This is a genomic window from Candidatus Kuenenia sp., from assembly GCF_027493735.1.
Taxonomy (GTDB): Bacteria; Planctomycetota; Brocadiia; order Brocadiales; family Brocadiaceae; genus Kuenenia; species Kuenenia stuttgartiensis_A.
The window spans coordinates 207,079-225,952 of record NZ_JAOSKF010000023.1; the positions used below are offsets into that span (position 1 = coordinate 207,079).

The following is an 18,874-nucleotide window of genomic DNA, read 5'->3' on the forward strand; positions in this document are numbered from 1 at the left end:
CTGAATAGTTACCTTTTAAGAGCATCGTCTCTGTCACCTGTTCTCCATCATAAACTTTAGCAAATTAAAGCATCCCCGCTCAAAATTGAGGCTAATTGCAAAATTTTGGTATCTATTCAGCGTATTTTCACCCACTGTCGCTACGAGCTAGCAAAATCAGGCAATTCGCCACGGAATAGCATCTGTAATGCCCGGCTCAAATTTACACCTTGTTTTCGACAGGTCGAGAGATAACTCCGAATGCGGCAGAAAATTTTCGCTCCCTCCAAAGAACGAAAACAGCCAGATATCTTCTGCTGAACCTTCGTCATCCTGATATCGTTTTCTGCCAAATTGTTCGTAAAGGGAACATTTTTATTGTCCATAAACCTCAACACATCACCCTCATACGTCCTCAATCGTTCCAGAAGATTCCGTGCCTTTGTCCTTTTTACCCTCCCCCTTTTTCCCTTACGGTTCGTTTCATCAGGAGGAGGGCTTTCGGCTTCTGCGTTTTGGAGTATCTTCCTATACCTTTGCCGGTATTTTTCTGACTCATCAGTTCCCAGCATTCCCCCGGCATCACTCGTCGCACGGTTTATCTCTTTAAGTAATGCTTTCATCTCTTTCGCCCACTCCTGCTTATTATCATCTTCCCACACACCATCCAATTCCCTCAAGTGGTGTGCATTACACAACGCATGCGTACAGTTGCTATAGGTGTAATACGACTTCAAATGGTCGTGGCAAAGAATCCCCTTAAATTCAGGTAATATCCCGATACTATTTATCGCTTCTGTTCCACGTCTTTCATGCGGGAAAAAGTACGTCCACAAACTATTGGATGCACTGTGCAACCAATACCTGTCTCCATTCTTGTTGATACTAGTTTCATCCACATGCATCACCTCTGATTTTGCAAGTTCTTCCCTGGCTCTCACTTCGAAGGGTTCCAATGACTCGTAGGCTTCCCTGTTAAAGTTGTAAACAGAACCTTCACTCAGCGGTATCCCAATCTGTCCTTCAAAATACTCCTGTATCCTCTTGTAGGGTATCAATTGATACTGCGACATATAGACTGCATGCGCTTTCAAATCCGGACCATACTGCACCGCCTTTGTTACCCCTTCCGGAAATGACGCTACAATCCGGTTCCCTTTCGCATCCTCTACTACCTCTGCACGATACTCCGTTACTACACGCGAAATCTTTATATCAAACACCTGGCGTGCTTCGTAACCTACCACCTTGTATTTGCTGCGCGGATACTTCCTCCGGTCTACTTTTATTACTTCCACCTCATCAGGATTGTCTACCTTTTTGAGCGTTACTCCATCACGGCCCTTTTGCCCGCCTGCCTTCCTTTCACCCTTCGCCTTGCTTTCTTTCTTGCGATTCGGATCGCTTGAGGGAGGCTTGCTGCTGTTGCGGCTGTTCCGGTTCAGACGTCCTACCAGCAGTGTTATCAATAATACCAACAACTCTATCATTGACCTCACCGCCGGTGACAGCCCTTTCTCTTCTGAAAGCAGCTTCTCTACTTTTTGGAGTGTTGCGTCTACGTCTATATTCTCTATCGTCAATGGATGATACCTGTATATATAATTAGCCTGAAATTATCTACTGCATCTATTATACTGCAGGTTTTTTCACCCTTTTCTTTCGCTCTATAACACACCACAAGGGCTCGAAATTCTATAACTGAACAGACCCCACACACGTCTCTATGCACGGCATCTTGCTGCCTGTTTTTAACGCATTTACAAACATATACATACACTACCAGGTAAATTGCTTGTTTGTAACATTTCTGCTGTCAAGTAAATTCTAAATTATTTTCGCTGAATAGTTACAAATTTTGTAAGGCCTGTTGATTTTGCGCCGGACATCTGCACGCCAGATGAGGGATACATGGTAATCGCCGCAATCTTTATCCCATACGATTTCAGCGCTTCAATCTCCAGACCAAGATTGACATCCAGGGAGGTTCACCGTCAGGCACAAAAGTAAGGTAATCTATGTATTCTCCAGATTCCCTTAGCTTCTCTATTTTCTCATCCGCTTCTTTCAGAATAACATCAGGTTTATAAAATTCACGTCGCTTAACAAGCCTTCGCATCGTGTACCCCAACTGGCAATAAACACATGAATAGGTGCAAACTTTCGGTGGAATATTGTTAATACCAAGACTGCGCCTTTATCCACCCTACTAAAGACTGTTTTGGCCAACGATTATCTTCTTCTTCTTTTTAACTCAAAATTTTAGATAGCCGCCTTACCCACCTCTACTGCAACTTATGTGATATCTCCTTGAGTTTTTTTCGTGCCAGGCCTTTAATACATATTTTTAAATTAGGTTGGGTTTTTAAATAAAAAACCAACCGGCATTCATTTTTACCCACCCCTTACCCCTCCAAATAGGGGAATTTGATATAGAGACGCAGGGCCATGCGTCTCTATAGGAGGGGTTTGAGGGGTGGGTTTGTTCATTGCTTAACTGAAAATATTGAAATCCATAAACATTTAATGTCGTAGCAAGTCTCGCCTTACCGCTACATAATCGGTTTAAAATCCCTAAGTATTTAATTCTCAAGTACAGTCAGGCTTATTATGAAAAATACTAATGCCCTGATGGTTGTTTGCCTCTTTTTTCAAGGGCTTCTTCAAATGTGTAGATTTTTCCACCAAATCCTTTTTGGAATTTTACTGCATCATCCTTTTTGCCAAAGGCGATCCAGTTATCAGAACAAGCAGGAACGGCATCGCTATGATGGAGCATGTACATCTTTGAAACATCCATCCATTCGCCGCTAATAAAATCCCTTGCCCTAACGGATGCTATTTTGTCTTTATTTCCTGCATGTTCCCATAACCCACAGTGTGGACATATATATGATACTGTTTCACCATTGGTATAGGTAATCTGGTAATCAGTATTTTCATTCCCTTTCAGCGGCATATGACACAAAGGGCATCTCACCTCTTTTTGCACCGCCAAGTAGCCCTCACATTTCATGTTTGTATTAAAGTATGCGTTACTTCCTTTAAGTTCAAATTTTCGTTCTCCATCATGAAAACTGGCAGAAACAACTCTTCCCTGCATAAATACCCGATTAAGTTTGCTTTTGGTGTTTGTATGCATTACAGGGGTTGCGTTGTCACCTCCAAGCACAGGTTCCGTTGTTAATACCATAATCTTACCACCATCGACTGTCACAGCGAAATTACCACCCTTGCCAGAGAATGCTATTTTCGCACTACCAGCGCTTTCTATCTTACCATATGCGGCGCAAATGATTTTTGCAAATGCTATAGCTGCTTGTTTTTGTTCTTCATTTTTTGCATCAACATAAATACGCACCCATTCTCCCGGTTTCGTTGCGTATGCAATTTTTACCCCTGTCAGGTCTGTACCCTTAAATATACTTTCTTCCAAAGACAGAGCGGCCACCGTCTGGCACCCCATGTTGAAAGAAATCAATTCGCAAGGGCAGGGAATATCACAACTGCACCCTTCTACAAAAACACCTTCAATATGATATGTTTCCTCCGCAGTAACATTTGAGACAAAGAACAGAGGAATACCAACAAAAAACAGTATCAATAAAAGAATATAATATTTTGTACGCATGTTAAACCTCCTTCGTTAATGTTTTTAACTTTCCGATTTCATCCGCACTATCTTTGTTATTTTTCACCTGCTTGGAGTTTCACAACCAATAGCATCGGCGCTCATTTTTCGTATATACTTTCATACCTTTAATGGTAGCCCGGCATTGGACCATGCCTGCATCCCACCGGCAAGATTGTGTACGTTTGTATAGCCATGTAGTTGTAAGTAACTTGCCCCTATACTCCCGCGATATCCCACGCGACAGGTAACTATAATTTTTTCTTCTTTGGGCAAATCCACTTCTTTAAGAAGCATGTCCGATAGCGGCAAAAGCTCCGCTTCTTCTATATGCCCTTTGTTCCATTCAGATTCCGACCTGACGTCTATTATATACTGATACGTACTACTCTTAATTTCATCGCGCAATTCCTGCGCCGAGATCTGAGGAAGTCTTTGTATAGGAAACCCCTGCTCCTGCCAGGCCGAAATGCCGCTTTGCAAATATCCAATAATATTGTCGTAACCAATCCTGTAAAGGATGGAGCGCATATCTCTATACTTTGTGTCTTCGGTAAAGACCAGGAGGATGTTAGACTCAGGCTCCACCGCCATACCGATCCAGTTCGCCATTTGACTCCCAAAGCCGATATTAATACTTCCCGGAATATGTACGCCGCCATAGGCAGATGCATCCCTTGTATCAATGATCTTCGCTCCTCTTTTCAGTGCTTCCCTAAATTGCAAGGGTGTCAGAGGTCTGTCATCGTTGAATTTATCCAGCCATGGTGCACCTTTCATGTTCATTGATATAATGTGAGAAAAACTCTTTGGGCGATCAGGGTATTCCCGCATTAAAGATTTTTTAAATTCATCCAAAGAATCAAGACGTAGAAGAGGGTTCGCGTGGCGTTCATATCCCAGCGTTGTGCTGGTTTTAGAACTAATGCCTTTTCCGCAAAGAGAGCCTTGTCCATGTGCCGGATAAACCCCTAAACGATCGGGTAGTTTACCTAATTTTTTATAAATACTTTCATAAAGATTTTTTACCTGTTTTTCTAAAAGTTCTTTACCTGCCAGGTCAGGCCTTCCTACATCCCCGACAAACAGAAGATCACCGGTTAGCATAAACCATGGTTCCTCCTCCGACCTGCTTGTGTCTTTTACTAAAAGCGAGATGGAATGCGGCGTGTGTCCGGGAGTATGTAGCACCTCAAGTATTGCCGTACCTAATTCAATAGTGTCTCCTTCTTTTAAAGTCTTGTGTTTAAAGGCAACGGGCGCTTTCTCGTAAAAATAGATATCAGCGCCTGTACGGGCGGTGATTTCCAAATTGCCGCTTATATGATCGGCATGGATATGTGTTTCGATAACGTGTGTTATCTTCATTCCCTGATTTCTCGTTATATCAAGGTATTCCTGTATCTCTCTTTTAGGGTCAATAACTGCCGCAACTTTTGCAGCGGGGCAACCAATCACATAAGAAAGGCAACCGATCCCAGGAGTTTCAATTTGTTTGAAATACATGTTAATTCTCCTTGCCGGGTATTTGAGCATTTGGCAATAGTTCACCCACCTATAAATAAAAAATACGAAGCACGAAATCCGAAATCCGAAACAAATTCCAAAATCCTCCCCCTTGCCTCCTCTAAAGGGGGATAATGTCCCCCGCTGGCGGGGGTGCAGGGGGTGGATTCGTATTTAGCATTTCGTATTTCACCATTAAATACTTTGTCAAAAAGCACGCACTGACGAATGGAAGTGTGCAAAGAAATTGCCTATAAGGTTCGTCTCCTGAGAGGGGCGGAACTATTACATTATTTATTATTTGTATGAAAAACAGCAACGTTACTTTCTTCGCCATCCGCTCCATACAGGAGTTCCTTTTTCATCGCGAAGCGTTAATACAGCATCGCCCTTCCTGACATTTGCGGCAATGATTGCCGGTTTTCCTTCGAAATTAATCCTCGAACCTTTGACCTCAATCATATCATTCTGTTCGATAGCAATTTCCTGGTTCTCAATATACCAGGCCGGACCCAGATGAACCGGAATTTCTCCCTTATCCGTTTTTAGCGTAAGGTGTACACCGCCGGACATGCCCTTCTGAGGGATAAAGATATCTACATTCGTCACCTCTCCATGTAAGGTCTCTACAGTAGCCGGATCAAATAACCTCCCGTATTGTCCGCTTGTACTCCAGCCACAACTTCCTTTCCACTTCATACCCCCCTTGGGCTGGGAAAAGGATTCTGTTAACATACTGGTAGTAACTATTACCACTACTGCTACAATCACACTTATCTTCTTCATTTCGCATTCTCTCCTTTCTTTATTATCTCTGAACAGCAACCGCTATGTCGCACTTGCGACACGCTGTAATCAGGAAAAACATTTAATTTTTATACGATAGCTGTTGTTTTCAAGCTGGAACAAATACCATCATAATTGTCTCAGGAAGGCAACGAGGTCATTTTTCTCTTCCACATTCAGGTTTGTTTCTAACACAAGGTTAAAAAATTCCACAGTATCTTCCAGCGTCAACAATCTCCCGTCGTGCAGATAAGGGGGCGAATCTTTAATTCCCCTGAGAGGGAATGTCTTGATAGGCCCTTCTGCGCGGATATACTGACCATTGATCACCTGCGGCTTGTAGAATCTCTCAACCTGAAGATCGTGCATAAGGTTATCGGTGTAATATGGTGCAGGGTGACATTTAAAGCATTTTCCTTTGCTGAAAAATATTGCCTGTCCCCTTATTTCAGAATCGGTAGCCTTTTTTGTATCTAGGCGGCCAAAAATATCAAGTTTTGGCGCTGGAGGAAAATCCAGAAGCGACTGAAACTCTGCCATGAAATGTACCTGGCTGCCGCGTTCAAGAATATTTGTACCTTTCTTTATTGCCGTCAGAATATCTCCGTCAAAATATGCGGCTCGCTGCTCAAACTCAGTGAAATCCTCTATGGATTTTAATGCGCGTTGCGACCCGAAAAGCCGCTGAATATTAACCCCACGTAACGTTGGGGTATCGAGGCGATTTCTATGAGATTGCGGACGGATATCTCCCACCAGATGCGTGGCTGCCGATGTGTGGCCATTCAGGTGACAATCAAAACAGGTTACTCCCTGACTGGGCTTTTCACTCTTCCTGTCAGCAGTTGCATTAAACTGCTGCTGAGGAAACTGTGTTACCAAAAGCCGCAGGCCCTCAAGTTGTTTAGGATTTAAAAGACCATTAAACAATTCATAATAGTTTTCCAAAGTCACCACTTTCCCCTGAGACACATCTCCTTTATCCTTATGAGTAGTAAGAAAAATGGCAGGCGGAAATTCTGGCAAAAAATACTCCGGTATGTCAAAATCCAGATCAAAGCGCTTCAGCCGTGGGAATTTTTCCACCTGTATTTGAGAAAACAACATCCCGCCGGTGGCATGGTTTGGATGGGGCAGAGGAAGATACGGAAATACATTTTTTTCTTTTATATCTTCCGGCGTCATAGTTGACAGTTTTTCCCATGACATTCCATCTTTCAACCGCGCAGTGGGCCCTACCGGCAAAGGTTTTCCACGTGACATGGTGACGTCGTTCGTTACTTTCATGGAGAGATCATAGCGTTCATTAAGCAAATCCATATGGCGTTTCATAATGCCGTCCTTCTTTGCTTTATCATGTTCAATAGCCTTATCAATCGGTTCTTCTATGACTGAAGAATAGCTAGATTCCCTACTTTCCTGTTTTATAATTGGCTTGTCAGAAATCGCGCCTTCCTGTGCATGGGAAAACTTCAATCCTGCACAAAATAATATAGTAATAGTCAAAAGTCTTATGCCGTATTTCCTTTCAATAACCATACCCTACCTCCTCCTTTTAAGTTCAAAATTAACGTTTACCGTCTTTCCCTCTTCCACCACAACCTCTTTGGACAAAGACATAAGCCTTTCGTGCCAGGTTTTTAGCACATATTTACCAGGTGGAACACCTTCAATACTATAATTTCCTGCATCGTCGGTAACTGCAAAATACGGATTCTCAAATGAAACGACAAATCCGGACATTTCTGCATGTACATTGCAAAGCAGCGGGGTTTCTCCCACAACATCGAATAAGACTTCTTTCACAACGCCGGCGGGATAGGTGCCAAGGTTAAATTGCATTGCAGCAGTTGGGGGAGAGAAAACATTGTGTCGTACAGCATCACTATTCGGAAAGTCAACAACGGTGCCTTTTTGTATTGCTATTACATGCGGAACATAGGTTAAATTCAATTGGTCTACTACCGCATGTTCTTTTGGCGGATCAAATACGTTATCTCCAACTTTTTCAATAAACACAATAGCATCGGCATTTGTCCTTGATCTCGCACAGGTAACAACCCCTTTAATGGTTCCCGCATTCTCGATTTCCGGAACATTTTTAACCGCTTTTTTTAACTCCAATTGTGCGGCGCTAAGTTTCTTCTGTAGCGCTGCCGCTTCTTCAGCGCTTAAAGTCTCTCCCTCCTCTGCGTATACCAACGGCACTGCATTAAGCGTAAATACAATGAAAAACAAGACAAAAAAGTTCATCACATTTTTTTTCATTTGTACTTTTCTCTCTTTTGCAAAAAACATTTAATAATTAACCTTATTAAATACGCCCCCATTTTCCCCCAGGATTCCTCTTATCGTATTTTTTAATTCTTTAAGATCAGATGATTTTGTTAGGTATGCATCGGCCGGCCATGACAAAAAACTTGCCTTATAACAACTATATGCCGTGTTGATAATGACTGGTATTTTTCTATGCTCGCTTAAAATTTTCCCCATAGACTCAAGTCCATCCATCTTAGGCATAACAATATCCATTACTATTATATCCGGTAAATAATCATCTACCATTTTTATGCAATCTGTTCCATCCCCTGCGGTTACAACATTATACCCTTCCCTTTCCAATTCCTGTTTGTACCATAAGCGTTGATTTTTATCATCTTCTACGACTAGAATAGTTTTCATACGTCCCTCCTTTGTAAATCACTTTCAATCACCATATTTACAGATACAAAAAACAATTTGGCTTTAGGACGGTTATTATTTTTCTTTTTTTATCTACCAGAAAATATCTCTTTCCCGCATGCTACACTATTAATTTATATTTACCAATACCCTAAAATGGGTACACCCGTTCTAGTGTACCCAAAAGTATGTACCACGATAGAAACACCTTTATTTAGCGTATAGAGCCGCCATGATTCCCTCTTCACAACTTCTTTCATAGCCCTTCTTTTGCGGGAAATACCTGCGGGTATGATTTATAAATACATTTTTTCAAACGAATATTTATAACATTTATTTGTGTGTTCATTCCATTTTCTAATTGAAAACCACACCATCTCCATCTTCTCAGTTCAGCGGTTTAGTGGTTTTTTTATCCTGAGAAATAGTATAACACCAATTGCTTTCTCTATATTGTCTCTACCGCTTTAACAATTTCTTTATTTAATTTGTCAAACCCTTTAATGTATTCAATCCGCTCACGCCTCAAATCAGACACCTGTTGCGCAATACTTGTCTCATTGTAAAATTTCTCAACCCTATAATTGGAAATGTCCATACCTTCAACGTATGCAGGCGACGCGAAATTCCAATGCCTGTCATTTTCCCATTTAATTGTTCCGCGAACAATGCCCCGGATTATCGCTGACATTTCTACAATCTCTACACGCTTCACCTTGCGCTTTGTTACCTTCTTTCCATCCGGCAGTTTTTCAATAATCTCCCCTACTCCACCTGTATTTAACTGGTAACATTGCACCTTACCTTCATTTCGCTTTACAAAATCATAAAACCAGTTTCCATCATAGGATTTATCTCCTATGATAAATGGATTTGTTCCAACGGAACGGACAGACTCCCCCGCTCGTTTCGGGTCGCCAGCGGACGTTTCAATCGATTCTCCAAGCATGAATACTGCTCCTGCCTGTTCCGGAGTAAGTTTCGCCGCTAAAGGAACAACCGTATGGCGGCGTGTAATGAATGCAACAATTAATCCATCCATTTCGTCAATAGCCGGTAAATCAATACTCTCTGAAATATACGGATGTAAATCACTCCGGAGCATAATCCCACGACCGTTACTCGTTAGTGTATAGTCATCGAAAAAAACATTTCCTTCATAATCAACCATGACATTTTCAAAGATGGCATTCCGTGATATTGAGGCCTTGTAGATAATTGGTTGAGAGACAGCGTCTAATCCTTCCGTCTTTAAATAAAACCCGCGTTCTGAGCCATAAGCAGAGCCGTCTTTTTTGAGAAATACCACATCATCCTGTAATATTTCAATACCCTCTCCCTCATCGCTCAAATCATGTGTATGGCATGTATGGGTTGTTTTGCCCGTACCGCTCAACCCCAAAATAAGCATCCCGTATTTTTTTATGCCGCCATCAATTCCCCTTGCTTTTATAATCTTAGCGCCGGCATGGAGACCAAGCATCCCCCTTTGTTTAGCATTCCACATAGCCATTCTCAGGAACCCTTTTTTGGATTCGCCGTAATAATCCGTCCCCAGGACAACCGTAGTGCTTATTTCAGGAAAGACTACTATTTGCCTGGCACTCTCCTGCCACTCTGGGATATATATTATATATTGTTTCGGCTCTGTTTCCTGCTTTGGCGGGAAGAGAGCGGCCCATGCCATGTATGCCAGGCGGATCATTTCCGGACGTTGTATGGAGACAAAAATAGTACAATTCGGCGAGAATTCACGATTGTCACCCATATTCCGGTTAATCCTGACAAATGGCGCTTTTCTTATATATAATTCAACAGAATCCAATGTTTTTGCGAGATTATTCACTATTTCTGTTTGTAGGGGATGAAGAGACGTTTGACATACTTCAGGACTTCCTATGCACACGGTTAATTTAGCGCTGCGATTCTTTACGGTAGAATGGACTGCAATATTTCCAAATTGTGTAAACAAAGCGTGCCTTTCTGCATTACGCCGCAATGTCCAATCAGTGGAATTAATTACATTTGGTGCTTCTTTTAAATATTGTACTATCCTGTTTATTGACTGAATCTCGTTTTCGAACGATGTGGTTGAAATCATTTTCTCTCCTTTCTTCATGTATGATTCTTAAAACAGACTTTTACACAATGGACCATCAATAACCAAACCCGCCTCATTATAATAAACACATATAATAGGCAAACAGCAAAATACTTTAAATAATAATTGCCATTCATGCCTCTGGATTTTAGAATGAGGCTTGTAAAATATCCGCATACATTCAGCTTAAGCCAACATGGAAAAAATAAAGTTGCAGGCGTTATCAGCTCTCATATCCCGATACGTAGACAGAAAAAGGCTCATCCGGGAAAATCCACATATCACAAATGAAATGATTGATATTTTTTTTCAAAAGGGCTCAGGGGACAGTGAAGCGGGAACATCCATTGCCTCATCCCCTCATTCTTTATCACCAAATAAGAAATTTCATACATTAGTTATTCATACAGACGGCGCTTCGCGTGGAAATCCGGGAAAGGCGGGAGCTGGCATTGCAATTTTTGATGGCAATTATCATCTTGTTGAAGAAATCGGTAAATTTTTAGGAGAAGCCACCAACAATGTAGCGGAATATGAAGCCATGATTCTTGCCGCCCAAAAAGCCGTCTCTTACTATCCCGGCAAAGTAGTTTTCAAAACTGACAGCGAACTGCTGGTACGGCAGGTAAAGGGCATCTATCGGGTAAAAAATCCTACGCTGATATCTCTCCATAAAAAACTCATGACTCTTTTTAAAACGCTGCCATTGTGGGAAATATCTCATGTTCCCAGAGAAGAAAATTCTCTTGCAGATACCATTGCCAACAGAGCGATTGACTCCGCATCATAAAGTGCGTTAAATTAATAATTGAATAATAGTTACCTGTGTGATATAGTTACCTCGAAAAGTTCACCTTTTAGCACAAACATGTCAAATCCAACTGTTAACGATAACAACCATACGCTATTACAAGCTATAAATATATACAAAGAATACAAAAGCGGTGAACAAATATTACCCGTCTTGCGAGAAATATCCCTGTCGGTTGAAAAGGGTGAAATTGTTGTAATCGTAGGTGCTTCAGGCGCCGGGAAAAGCACATTATTACATATCCTAGGGGCTTTGGATACACCGACTTCCGGCTCTTTACTTTACAAAGGGAATGATGTATCCCGGTTAAGTCCGTCAAAACAAGCTGAATTGCGCAACCGCGTTTTTGGTTTCGTTTTCCAGTTTTATCATCTTCTGCCTGATTTTACTGCATTGGAAAATGTTTTGCTACCCTGTTTTATAGGAAAACAATTTTCAAAAAATGCGCCGTCAAAGGAGAATTTTCATAATCGGGCAGTTTCTCTCTTGGAAAGGGTAGGGCTTGGTGGTCGATTAACACACAAGCCGCATAAATTGTCCGGAGGAGAAAAACAACGGGTAGCAATTGTACGGGCACTTATCAATCAACCTGAATTGTTATTATGCGATGAACCTACGGGAAATCTTGACACACAAACGGGCGATGGAATCAGAGACATGATATGGGGATTGAACAAAACCATGCATCAAACAGTTGTCATTGTTACGCACGATCAAGGCATGGCAGACCAGGCAGACCGGGTTATTAAAATAACAGACGGCCGCATTATCTATTAAACAGCATGTGAAAGGAGTAAACAAAACTACAATGGGATTAAAGGTTTATATAAGCGGTAAATTATTTCCAAAAGAAGACGCCAAAATATCCGTATTTGACCATGGACTTCTTTATGGCGATGGTGTTTTTGAAGGCATACGTGTTTACAATCAAAATATATTTGCGCTGGATGAACATATTGACAGACTTTACAATTCTGCCAGAGCCATTGACCTTACCATACCCATAACAAAACCGGAAATGGTAAAAGCAATAAAAGATACTTTAGAAGCAAATAAACAAACTGATGCTTACATAAGAATTGTTGTTACCCGCGGTACCGGAAAACTTGGCCTTGATCCCAATAAGTGTTCCACTCCGGAAATTATTATCATTACAGATATGATAGAATTATACCCTAAAGCCCTTTATGAAAACGGACTGGAAATAGTTACGGTAACTACCATAAGGAACCATTACTCTTCCCTGGACCCAAAAATCAAGTCTCTTAATTATCTGAATAATATCCTGGCGAAAATTGAATCGATACGGTCAAACGCAGGCGAGGCATTGATGCTCAACAAAGATGGTTATGTGGCAGAATGTTCCGGGGATAATATTTTCATTTTTAAAAATGACACGCTTCTCACTCCTCCGGAAAGTGCCAGCATATTAATTGGCATTACAAGAAACTGCGTCATGAAACTCGCAAAAGATATGGGAATTACCGTAAGAGAGGAATTAATGACGCGATATGATTTGTACTTTGCAGATGAATGTTTTTTAACAGGAACTGCCGCGGAAATTATACCGGTAGTAAAAATCGACGGGCGAACGATAGGCACGGGCAAACCTGGAAAAATCACTCTCGACCTATTGGCACGTTATCGCCTGCTAACGACAAAATAACCTATTGCCCTGATTTTTTATGCTTTGAAGGAGAAAATGAGGCGAAGACCATTAGCGAAATACCTACACAAATCAAGCCATCCGCTACGTTGAAGGTGGGCCAATGATATTTTTCGCCCAAGTGCAAATCAATAAAATCCCTCACGCATTTAAACCATATCCTATCCCACAAATTTCCAATAGCACCCGCCAGAATAAGCCCTAAAGCAACGTTCGAACTAAAGATATTTTTATCTGATTTAATATAAATAAATAAAATTGCCGCAATAGCCAGAAGAGAAAGTAAGATAAATATATTGGCTTTCCCGGGAAACATCCCAAAGACTATCCCTTTGTTTTCGCTTTGTATTATATTTAGAAACCCGGGAATGATCGTTATTTTTTTAAACCGGTCTGGCTGAGAAAAAACATACCATTTTGAAACAATATCAGCAAAAATGCCACTTACAATAGTAATGACAAACGAAATTTTTTTCTTCATAGCTGATTAGATGTTGCCAAGTTCTTCTTCCCTTTGACAATTTACGCAAAGACTTGCATAAGGGACCGCTTTCAATCGTTCCCTGTTAATTTTCTTCTCGCATGCTTCACATATGCCAAAGGTGCCTTCTTCTATCCTTTCCAATGCATCATCTATGCTTCGCACGCTATCTTCTCCGCTCTGCATAAGCTCAATCATCAGCTCCCGCTCATAGTTGTCTGTACCAACATCTGCCATATGGATAGGAACGTTTGATAAATCCCCCGATGCATCTTGTCTTGATTTTTTCAATGTCTCTTCCTGCATGTAATCAACCTTTCCAACCAATTTTTCCCTTAGCGAAAGGAGCAGCTTCCTGTAAGGTGCGTATTCATCCTTCATTTCTTTCTCCATAAAATTAATTTGGCAGAGAACTATTCCACAAACCATAGCACACTATACTTGCAAGTAAATATTTGGGAAGTTTAGCACATATTAGTAATTAGTCAATGAAATTCTAATGCCGTTTTTATGCACTTTTGATATAGTTGTGAGTAATATTGCGTAATGTTGTTTAGTGTTGTTTCACCAGTGTTTTCACCTGTTTGCTATCTAAACTTGTTATAGTGTTTCTTTGTCTGCGTCGGTGTGTTTTTGTGATTGGGTATGAAGCTGATACGACATAAAAACAGTGTACAGGGGTTATTGCATTACCCACCTTTTTTCAAGCCAAACGATGCAATACGTTCTTCCCGCTCTTTCTTCATCTGTTCCGCACATTCCTTCAGTGCATCTTCTACCGGCTTGGGAGCATGTCCGGTAATTTCTTTAAATCGATTGTTTGAATAGACTGAATCATTTATAAGACTTTCTGCTAACGCCCTCGCAATAGAATTTGGGACGCCTGTTACAAACTCTACCCAGAGAGACGATAACGAAATAGCAAAAAATGGCACGGGTAAAATGACATTTGCATAACCATGTATCGATTTTCCGCAAAGGGACAACAAGTCACGATAATGCATTATATCCGATCCTATTTCAAAGATTTCATGTCCTTTTATATCCCTTTTAATCGACTTCTCAAGCACTTCAACGGCATCTTCAAGCGCAATGGGGGCGCACAGTGAATTCAGCCACTTTGGCGTTATCATTATGGGGAGACGCTTCGCAAGGTAATATACCATCCTGTACGAGGCGCTGCAGGTACCCAGCAGGACGCTTGCACGGACTTCACCCACACTTATCCCGTGTGCTGCAAGCGCTTCCCCTGTTTCCCTCCTGCTCTTCAAATGGTGCGAAAGTTTTTCATGCTTTGGAATAATACCGCTTAAATATATAATCTTTTTTATCTCTGTTTTAGACGCCGCTTCCCCCGTTTTTTGAGCATACATTTTATCAAGAGACTCAAATCCGGAAGATTTTAGAGAATGTACCAAATATACCAGAACTTCAGCGCCTTGAAGAAAATCCCTAATACTTTCAGGATATTCCAGATTCACCGTCCTCCACGTCAATCTCTCAGAAACCAAACCGTTGACGGTCTTGTTTTCGGATCTGCATGCGGCAATTATATTATGATCATTGGCGGTAATAAGTTTTTTTATGAGGCTATGCCCAACACAACCTGTCGCTCCAAGAATTGCTACTTGCATAGCATTTATTTAAATAAAGGTGTATAAAGTTGATTATGTGATATTTTACAAAAAAGGCCTGACTACACGTCTCGAAAAATAACTGCCTGTATCCTTTTATTCTTCACTGGTTTGTAAAGGTTTATCCTCACCATCTATACCACCCACCAGTTTATTAAAATATCCTGGCGCCTTTGTTTCAAAAGTAATCGGCTTTCCGCTGAACGGGTGTTTGAAAGATATCGAATACGCATGGAGCGCTAACCGTTTGTAAGCCCCTTTTTCTTTTCCATACTTTTTATCGCCCACAATCGGGTATCCCTGTTCGGTAAGATGTACCCGTATCTGATTCTTTCTGCCGGTCAAAAGTTTAATTTCCAACAAACTGAAGTATTTGGTTTCTTTAAGAACCCTATACACAGTATGGGACAATTTCCCTTTTTTTGTGTCAGACGTGGAATACACAACCTGAGCTTTATTCTCCGCCAGGTATGTGCTGATAGTTCCTGCTTTCTTTGCAAGTCTGCCATGAACTACCGTCAGATATTTCTTCTCCGTATTCTGCCATTGGCTCTGCAAATTAAGCTTTGACCTTATATTCTTTGCAAAAAGAAGCAGTCCTGAAGCATCACGATCAAGGCGGTGAATAATAAAAACGTGTTTTCTGGATTTAACGCATCCCTTACGCACATAATCATTGAGCATGTAATAAGCGGTTTTTGTCTTATTTGTATCCGTACCCATGGTTAAAAGACCTGCCGGTTTATCTATCACCAGTATGTCTTCGTCTTCATAAAGTATTGCCAATCCTCTTGGATGATATCTTTTGGAAAAATGTTTCTTTTTAGGCATATTGCATAGTTTAATAAATATTCTTCATTGAGAAAAAACTATCTGCGATGTTGTCCCATAATAGTTTGTTTCCATGTCATATAAAAATATAAGAATTTTTTAATCTGTGGTTCCTCTTTAGTATATCATGTTTGTTTGGTTCTGGTTTGTCCAGCTTAGGTTATACAGGAGGAATGTTGTGGAGAAGGTAATAAATATAACCACCGTAACCAGCTAATAACAAAGCGCCTTCCCACCTGTCCAGTGAAAACCTCGACCATGCAAAGGGGAGCAACACAAGGGCGTACAATCCCATGACGCCAAAATCAACAATATTGAAATTCTTCCTTGTTATTGGATGTGCCAGAGAGGCAATGCCTAATATTCCAAGAATATTGAATATATTAGAACCCACTACATTACCAATTGCAATATCTCCCTCTTTTTTAATAGCGGCAACCACCGAAGTTGCTAATTCAGGCATGCTGGTTCCTACCGCAACAATTGTCAGCCCAATAATCGCCTCACGTACTCCAAAATATCTTGCTAATTCCACAGCGCCTTTAACAAATAATGTCCCACCACCAATAAGCATACCAAGGCCTATTACAATCAACCCCACAGGAATCCATATCCTTCCTTTAATTATTGGGATTCCCTCTGCGTACTCACGTTGAACAGATGGCTCCTTCTCTTTGCGTGCCTGATAGTAACAATAGTAAATATACACAATAATTCCTATTGTCAGCAATATGCCGTCCCAATATTGCAATTGCCCATCCATAAGAAGTGCCCACATTACTATGGAGACAGCAATCATAATGGGAATCTCTCTTCGAACTACTTGTGCCTGCACCGATATTGGATGAATAATGGCAGCTACGCCAAGGATTAGGCCAATATTCGCAACATTAGAACCAATCACATTCCCCAGAGCAATAGAGTCGTTACCATTGAGGGCAGATTGAATGCTTACTGCAAGTTCCGGACTACTTGTTCCAAATGCTACAATGGTTAACCCAATTACCAGTGGCGTAATACCCAAACGCAATGCCAGCGACGAACCTCCCCTGACAAGGGCTTCGGCGCCAATCATTAAAATCACAAAACCGCCAATAAGAAACAGCAACATACTTATCACAAACATTCCTTTTTCACAGAAAGACTCTTTTAATAAAGCAGGGGCGAAGCATTTGCCTGCATAGAAGACAAAGACATAAAATGATGTATACGCACCAATTCTGCTCTATTGAACGAGTTATACTGTACACAGGCAAATGCTTCGCCCCTACACAGTAATGCTTTTCGAAAAATAGAGTTATTTGACTATAACCGATTGAAAACCCGCCCGGTTTAAATAAGCACAATATCATTTGCACTCATAACACGTTCACAATAGTAGCATCGCAGTTTTATGGGATTTTTACGGAGGAGGTGTTGTCGTGTCTTAATGTTGCCATAGTTACTTATACAATTTGGGTTAAAACACTTTACGATACCCTCAATCATCTCAGGCACTATGACTTCAAACTTCTTCACCACTTCATAATCTTTGATAATATTTACCGTGGCATTCGGGGCAATAAGGGCAATTTTGTTCACCTCTTTCTGGTCAAGTATCTTTCCCCCGATCTTTATAATACCTTTTTTACCCAGGCATTTGCTTGATAAGTTCATGCCAACAAGGACCACGTCCTCTTCGGCCTTTATGTTTAAGATATCAGCGACTTTTAACGTGCTCTTGCTGTCGATATGATCGATTACCGAACCGTCTTTGATAGCGGAAACGTCTAACTGTTTCATTCTGTTGCGCCCAATACTGCTGCCAAAATAGCCTTTCGCACCGGCACGCCATTGCGCACCTGGTCAAAATATACCGCATAATTTGTCCCATCAAGACTTTCGTCCATCTCATCCACACGCGGTAAAGGATGCATTATCTTTAAATCGTCCTTTACCCCCAATCCCTCAATCATGGGTTTGCTCAACCTGTAAATCCCACGTACCTTTTCAAACTCTATTGGGTCGGCAAAACGCTCTTCCTGGATCCGCGTGCAATAAATCACATCAAGTTGTTTCCCGATACCTTGCAGGGATTCTGCCTCATGGCATGTTACGCGCCTTTTCTTCAGTTCTTCCATACAATCATTCGGCATTCTTAAATTAGGTGGAGAGATAAAGTACATTTCTGCTCCGAAATAGGCAAGGGCATAGGCGAGAGAGTGTACCGTTCTGCCATATTTAAGGTCTCCTAAAAAGCCAATTTTTAGCCCCTCAAGAATGCCTTTTGTTTTTAGAATGGTGTAAAGATCGAGAAACGTTTGGGTTGGGTGCTGGTTGGAACCGTCACCGGCATTAATCACCGGCACATTAACAATATCTGCGGCAAGCTGTGCAGCTCCTTCAAGATAGTGGCGAAGAACAACAACGTCACAATATCCCTCAATTGTCTTTAACGAATCGCTGAAGGATTCGCCCTTAGCAATGGACGTGGCGCCAGACTCCGCAAACCCGATTACCATACCGCCGAGTCGTTTCATTGCGGCTTCAAAACTTAACCTGGTCCTTGTGGAAGGCTCAAAAAACAGCACTGACAGTACCTTCCCCTTCAGGATTTGGGAATAATCGGTTTGTTCCATTCTTTTCGTGACGTCAAGAATGTATAAAATCTCTTCTTTATTGAAATGGAGGATAGAAATAATATCTCTTTGTTTGAAACTGATCATGTGTTCCTGCGATTGATAGAGGAGTGGCACTGTTTAATATTTGAAAAGATATTATCAGACC

Annotated in this window: 19 protein-coding genes; 3 read left to right on the top strand and 16 right to left on the bottom strand. The window is 41.2% G+C overall.

Going from position 1 to position 18,874, the window contains the following annotated elements:
* Positions 1-140: 140 nt before the first annotated feature.
* The 9 genes from M5U24_RS17155 to M5U24_RS17195 all read right to left on the bottom strand — a co-directional run bounded on the left by M5U24_RS17155 (position 141) and on the right by M5U24_RS17195 (position 10,685).
* Positions 141-1,562 (bottom strand): IS66 family transposase, encoded by a 1,422-nt coding sequence (locus tag M5U24_RS17155; protein WP_099323701.1) that lies wholly within the window; start codon positions 1,560-1,562, stop codon positions 141-143.
* A gap of 362 nt (positions 1,563-1,924) precedes the next feature.
* Positions 1,925-2,098 carry a hypothetical protein gene (locus M5U24_RS17160; protein WP_157775642.1) on the bottom strand — a complete coding sequence of 58 codons (174 nt, stop codon included), beginning with the start codon at positions 2,096-2,098 and terminating at the stop codon, positions 1,925-1,927.
* Positions 2,099-2,599: 501 nt separating this feature from the next.
* A complete protein-coding gene (locus tag M5U24_RS17165) occupies positions 2,600-3,610 on the bottom strand; it encodes a DUF1326 domain-containing protein (protein ID WP_157775645.1) in 1,011 nt (336 codons plus the stop codon).
* Positions 3,611-3,730: 120 nt separating this feature from the next.
* Positions 3,731-5,116, bottom strand: a complete 1,386-nt coding sequence (locus M5U24_RS17170) for an MBL fold metallo-hydrolase (protein WP_099323702.1) — start codon at positions 5,114-5,116, stop codon at positions 3,731-3,733.
* Positions 5,117-5,437: 321 nt separating this feature from the next.
* Positions 5,438-5,902, bottom strand: coding sequence for a DNA-binding protein (locus tag M5U24_RS17175; RefSeq protein ID WP_099323703.1), 465 nt, complete (start codon positions 5,900-5,902; stop codon positions 5,438-5,440).
* Positions 5,903-6,031: 129 nt separating this feature from the next.
* Positions 6,032-7,441, bottom strand: a complete 1,410-nt coding sequence (locus tag M5U24_RS17180; RefSeq protein WP_197705300.1) for a cytochrome B6 — start codon at positions 7,439-7,441, stop codon at positions 6,032-6,034.
* A gap of 3 nt (positions 7,442-7,444) precedes the next feature.
* Positions 7,445-8,170 carry a carboxypeptidase regulatory-like domain-containing protein gene (locus tag M5U24_RS17185; protein ID WP_157775648.1) on the bottom strand — a complete coding sequence of 242 codons (726 nt, stop codon included), beginning with the start codon at positions 8,168-8,170 and terminating at the stop codon, positions 7,445-7,447.
* Positions 8,171-8,200: 30 nt separating this feature from the next.
* On the bottom strand, positions 8,201-8,584 hold the full coding sequence (locus tag M5U24_RS17190; RefSeq protein ID WP_298203117.1) for a response regulator: 384 nt from the start codon (positions 8,582-8,584) through the stop codon (positions 8,201-8,203).
* A gap of 448 nt (positions 8,585-9,032) precedes the next feature.
* The gene (locus M5U24_RS17195) at positions 9,033-10,685 is read right to left on the bottom strand and encodes a phosphoenolpyruvate carboxykinase domain-containing protein (protein ID WP_157775651.1); all 1,653 of its coding nucleotides are present in this window, start codon (positions 10,683-10,685) and stop codon (positions 9,033-9,035) included.
* Between the two features lie 196 nt (positions 10,686-10,881).
* Here M5U24_RS17195 and M5U24_RS17200 point away from each other — a divergent pair, with 196 nt between their 5' ends.
* The 3 genes from M5U24_RS17200 to ilvE all read left to right on the top strand — a co-directional run bounded on the left by M5U24_RS17200 (position 10,882) and on the right by ilvE (position 13,162).
* Positions 10,882-11,475 (top strand): ribonuclease HI family protein, encoded by a 594-nt coding sequence (locus M5U24_RS17200; RefSeq protein ID WP_099323707.1) that lies wholly within the window; start codon positions 10,882-10,884, stop codon positions 11,473-11,475.
* A gap of 78 nt (positions 11,476-11,553) precedes the next feature.
* Positions 11,554-12,273, top strand: coding sequence for an ABC transporter ATP-binding protein (locus tag M5U24_RS17205; RefSeq protein WP_099323708.1), 720 nt, complete (start codon positions 11,554-11,556; stop codon positions 12,271-12,273).
* A 31-nt stretch (positions 12,274-12,304) separates the two neighbouring features.
* A complete protein-coding gene (gene ilvE, locus M5U24_RS17210) occupies positions 12,305-13,162 on the top strand; it encodes a branched-chain-amino-acid transaminase (RefSeq protein WP_099323709.1) in 858 nt (285 codons plus the stop codon).
* Position 13,163: 1 nt separating this feature from the next.
* Here ilvE and lspA read toward each other — a convergent pair whose 3' ends face one another.
* The 7 genes from lspA to pyrB all read right to left on the bottom strand — a co-directional run bounded on the left by lspA (position 13,164) and on the right by pyrB (position 18,813).
* Positions 13,164-13,643, bottom strand: coding sequence for a signal peptidase II (gene lspA / locus M5U24_RS17215; protein WP_099323710.1), 480 nt, complete (start codon positions 13,641-13,643; stop codon positions 13,164-13,166).
* A 6-nt stretch (positions 13,644-13,649) separates the two neighbouring features.
* Entirely contained in the window at positions 13,650-14,024 is a 375-nt protein-coding gene (locus M5U24_RS17220) for a TraR/DksA C4-type zinc finger protein (protein ID WP_157775653.1), read from the bottom strand.
* Positions 14,025-14,332: 308 nt separating this feature from the next.
* Positions 14,333-15,277 (bottom strand): NAD(P)H-binding protein, encoded by a 945-nt coding sequence (locus tag M5U24_RS17225; protein WP_099323712.1) that lies wholly within the window; start codon positions 15,275-15,277, stop codon positions 14,333-14,335.
* Positions 15,278-15,373: 96 nt separating this feature from the next.
* Positions 15,374-16,063 carry an RluA family pseudouridine synthase gene (locus M5U24_RS17230; protein WP_197705301.1) on the bottom strand — a complete coding sequence of 230 codons (690 nt, stop codon included), beginning with the start codon at positions 16,061-16,063 and terminating at the stop codon, positions 15,374-15,376.
* Positions 16,064-16,268: 205 nt separating this feature from the next.
* Entirely contained in the window at positions 16,269-17,234 is a 966-nt protein-coding gene (locus M5U24_RS17235) for a calcium/sodium antiporter (protein ID WP_298203121.1), read from the bottom strand.
* A gap of 206 nt (positions 17,235-17,440) precedes the next feature.
* Positions 17,441-17,890, bottom strand: coding sequence for an aspartate carbamoyltransferase regulatory subunit (gene pyrI / locus M5U24_RS17240; protein ID WP_099323714.1), 450 nt, complete (start codon positions 17,888-17,890; stop codon positions 17,441-17,443).
* The gene (pyrB, locus tag M5U24_RS17245; protein ID WP_197705303.1) at positions 17,887-18,813 is read right to left on the bottom strand and encodes an aspartate carbamoyltransferase; all 927 of its coding nucleotides are present in this window, start codon (positions 18,811-18,813) and stop codon (positions 17,887-17,889) included. Before pyrB ends, pyrI begins: the two co-directional genes overlap by 4 nt.
* Between the last annotated feature and the right edge of the window lie 61 nt (positions 18,814-18,874).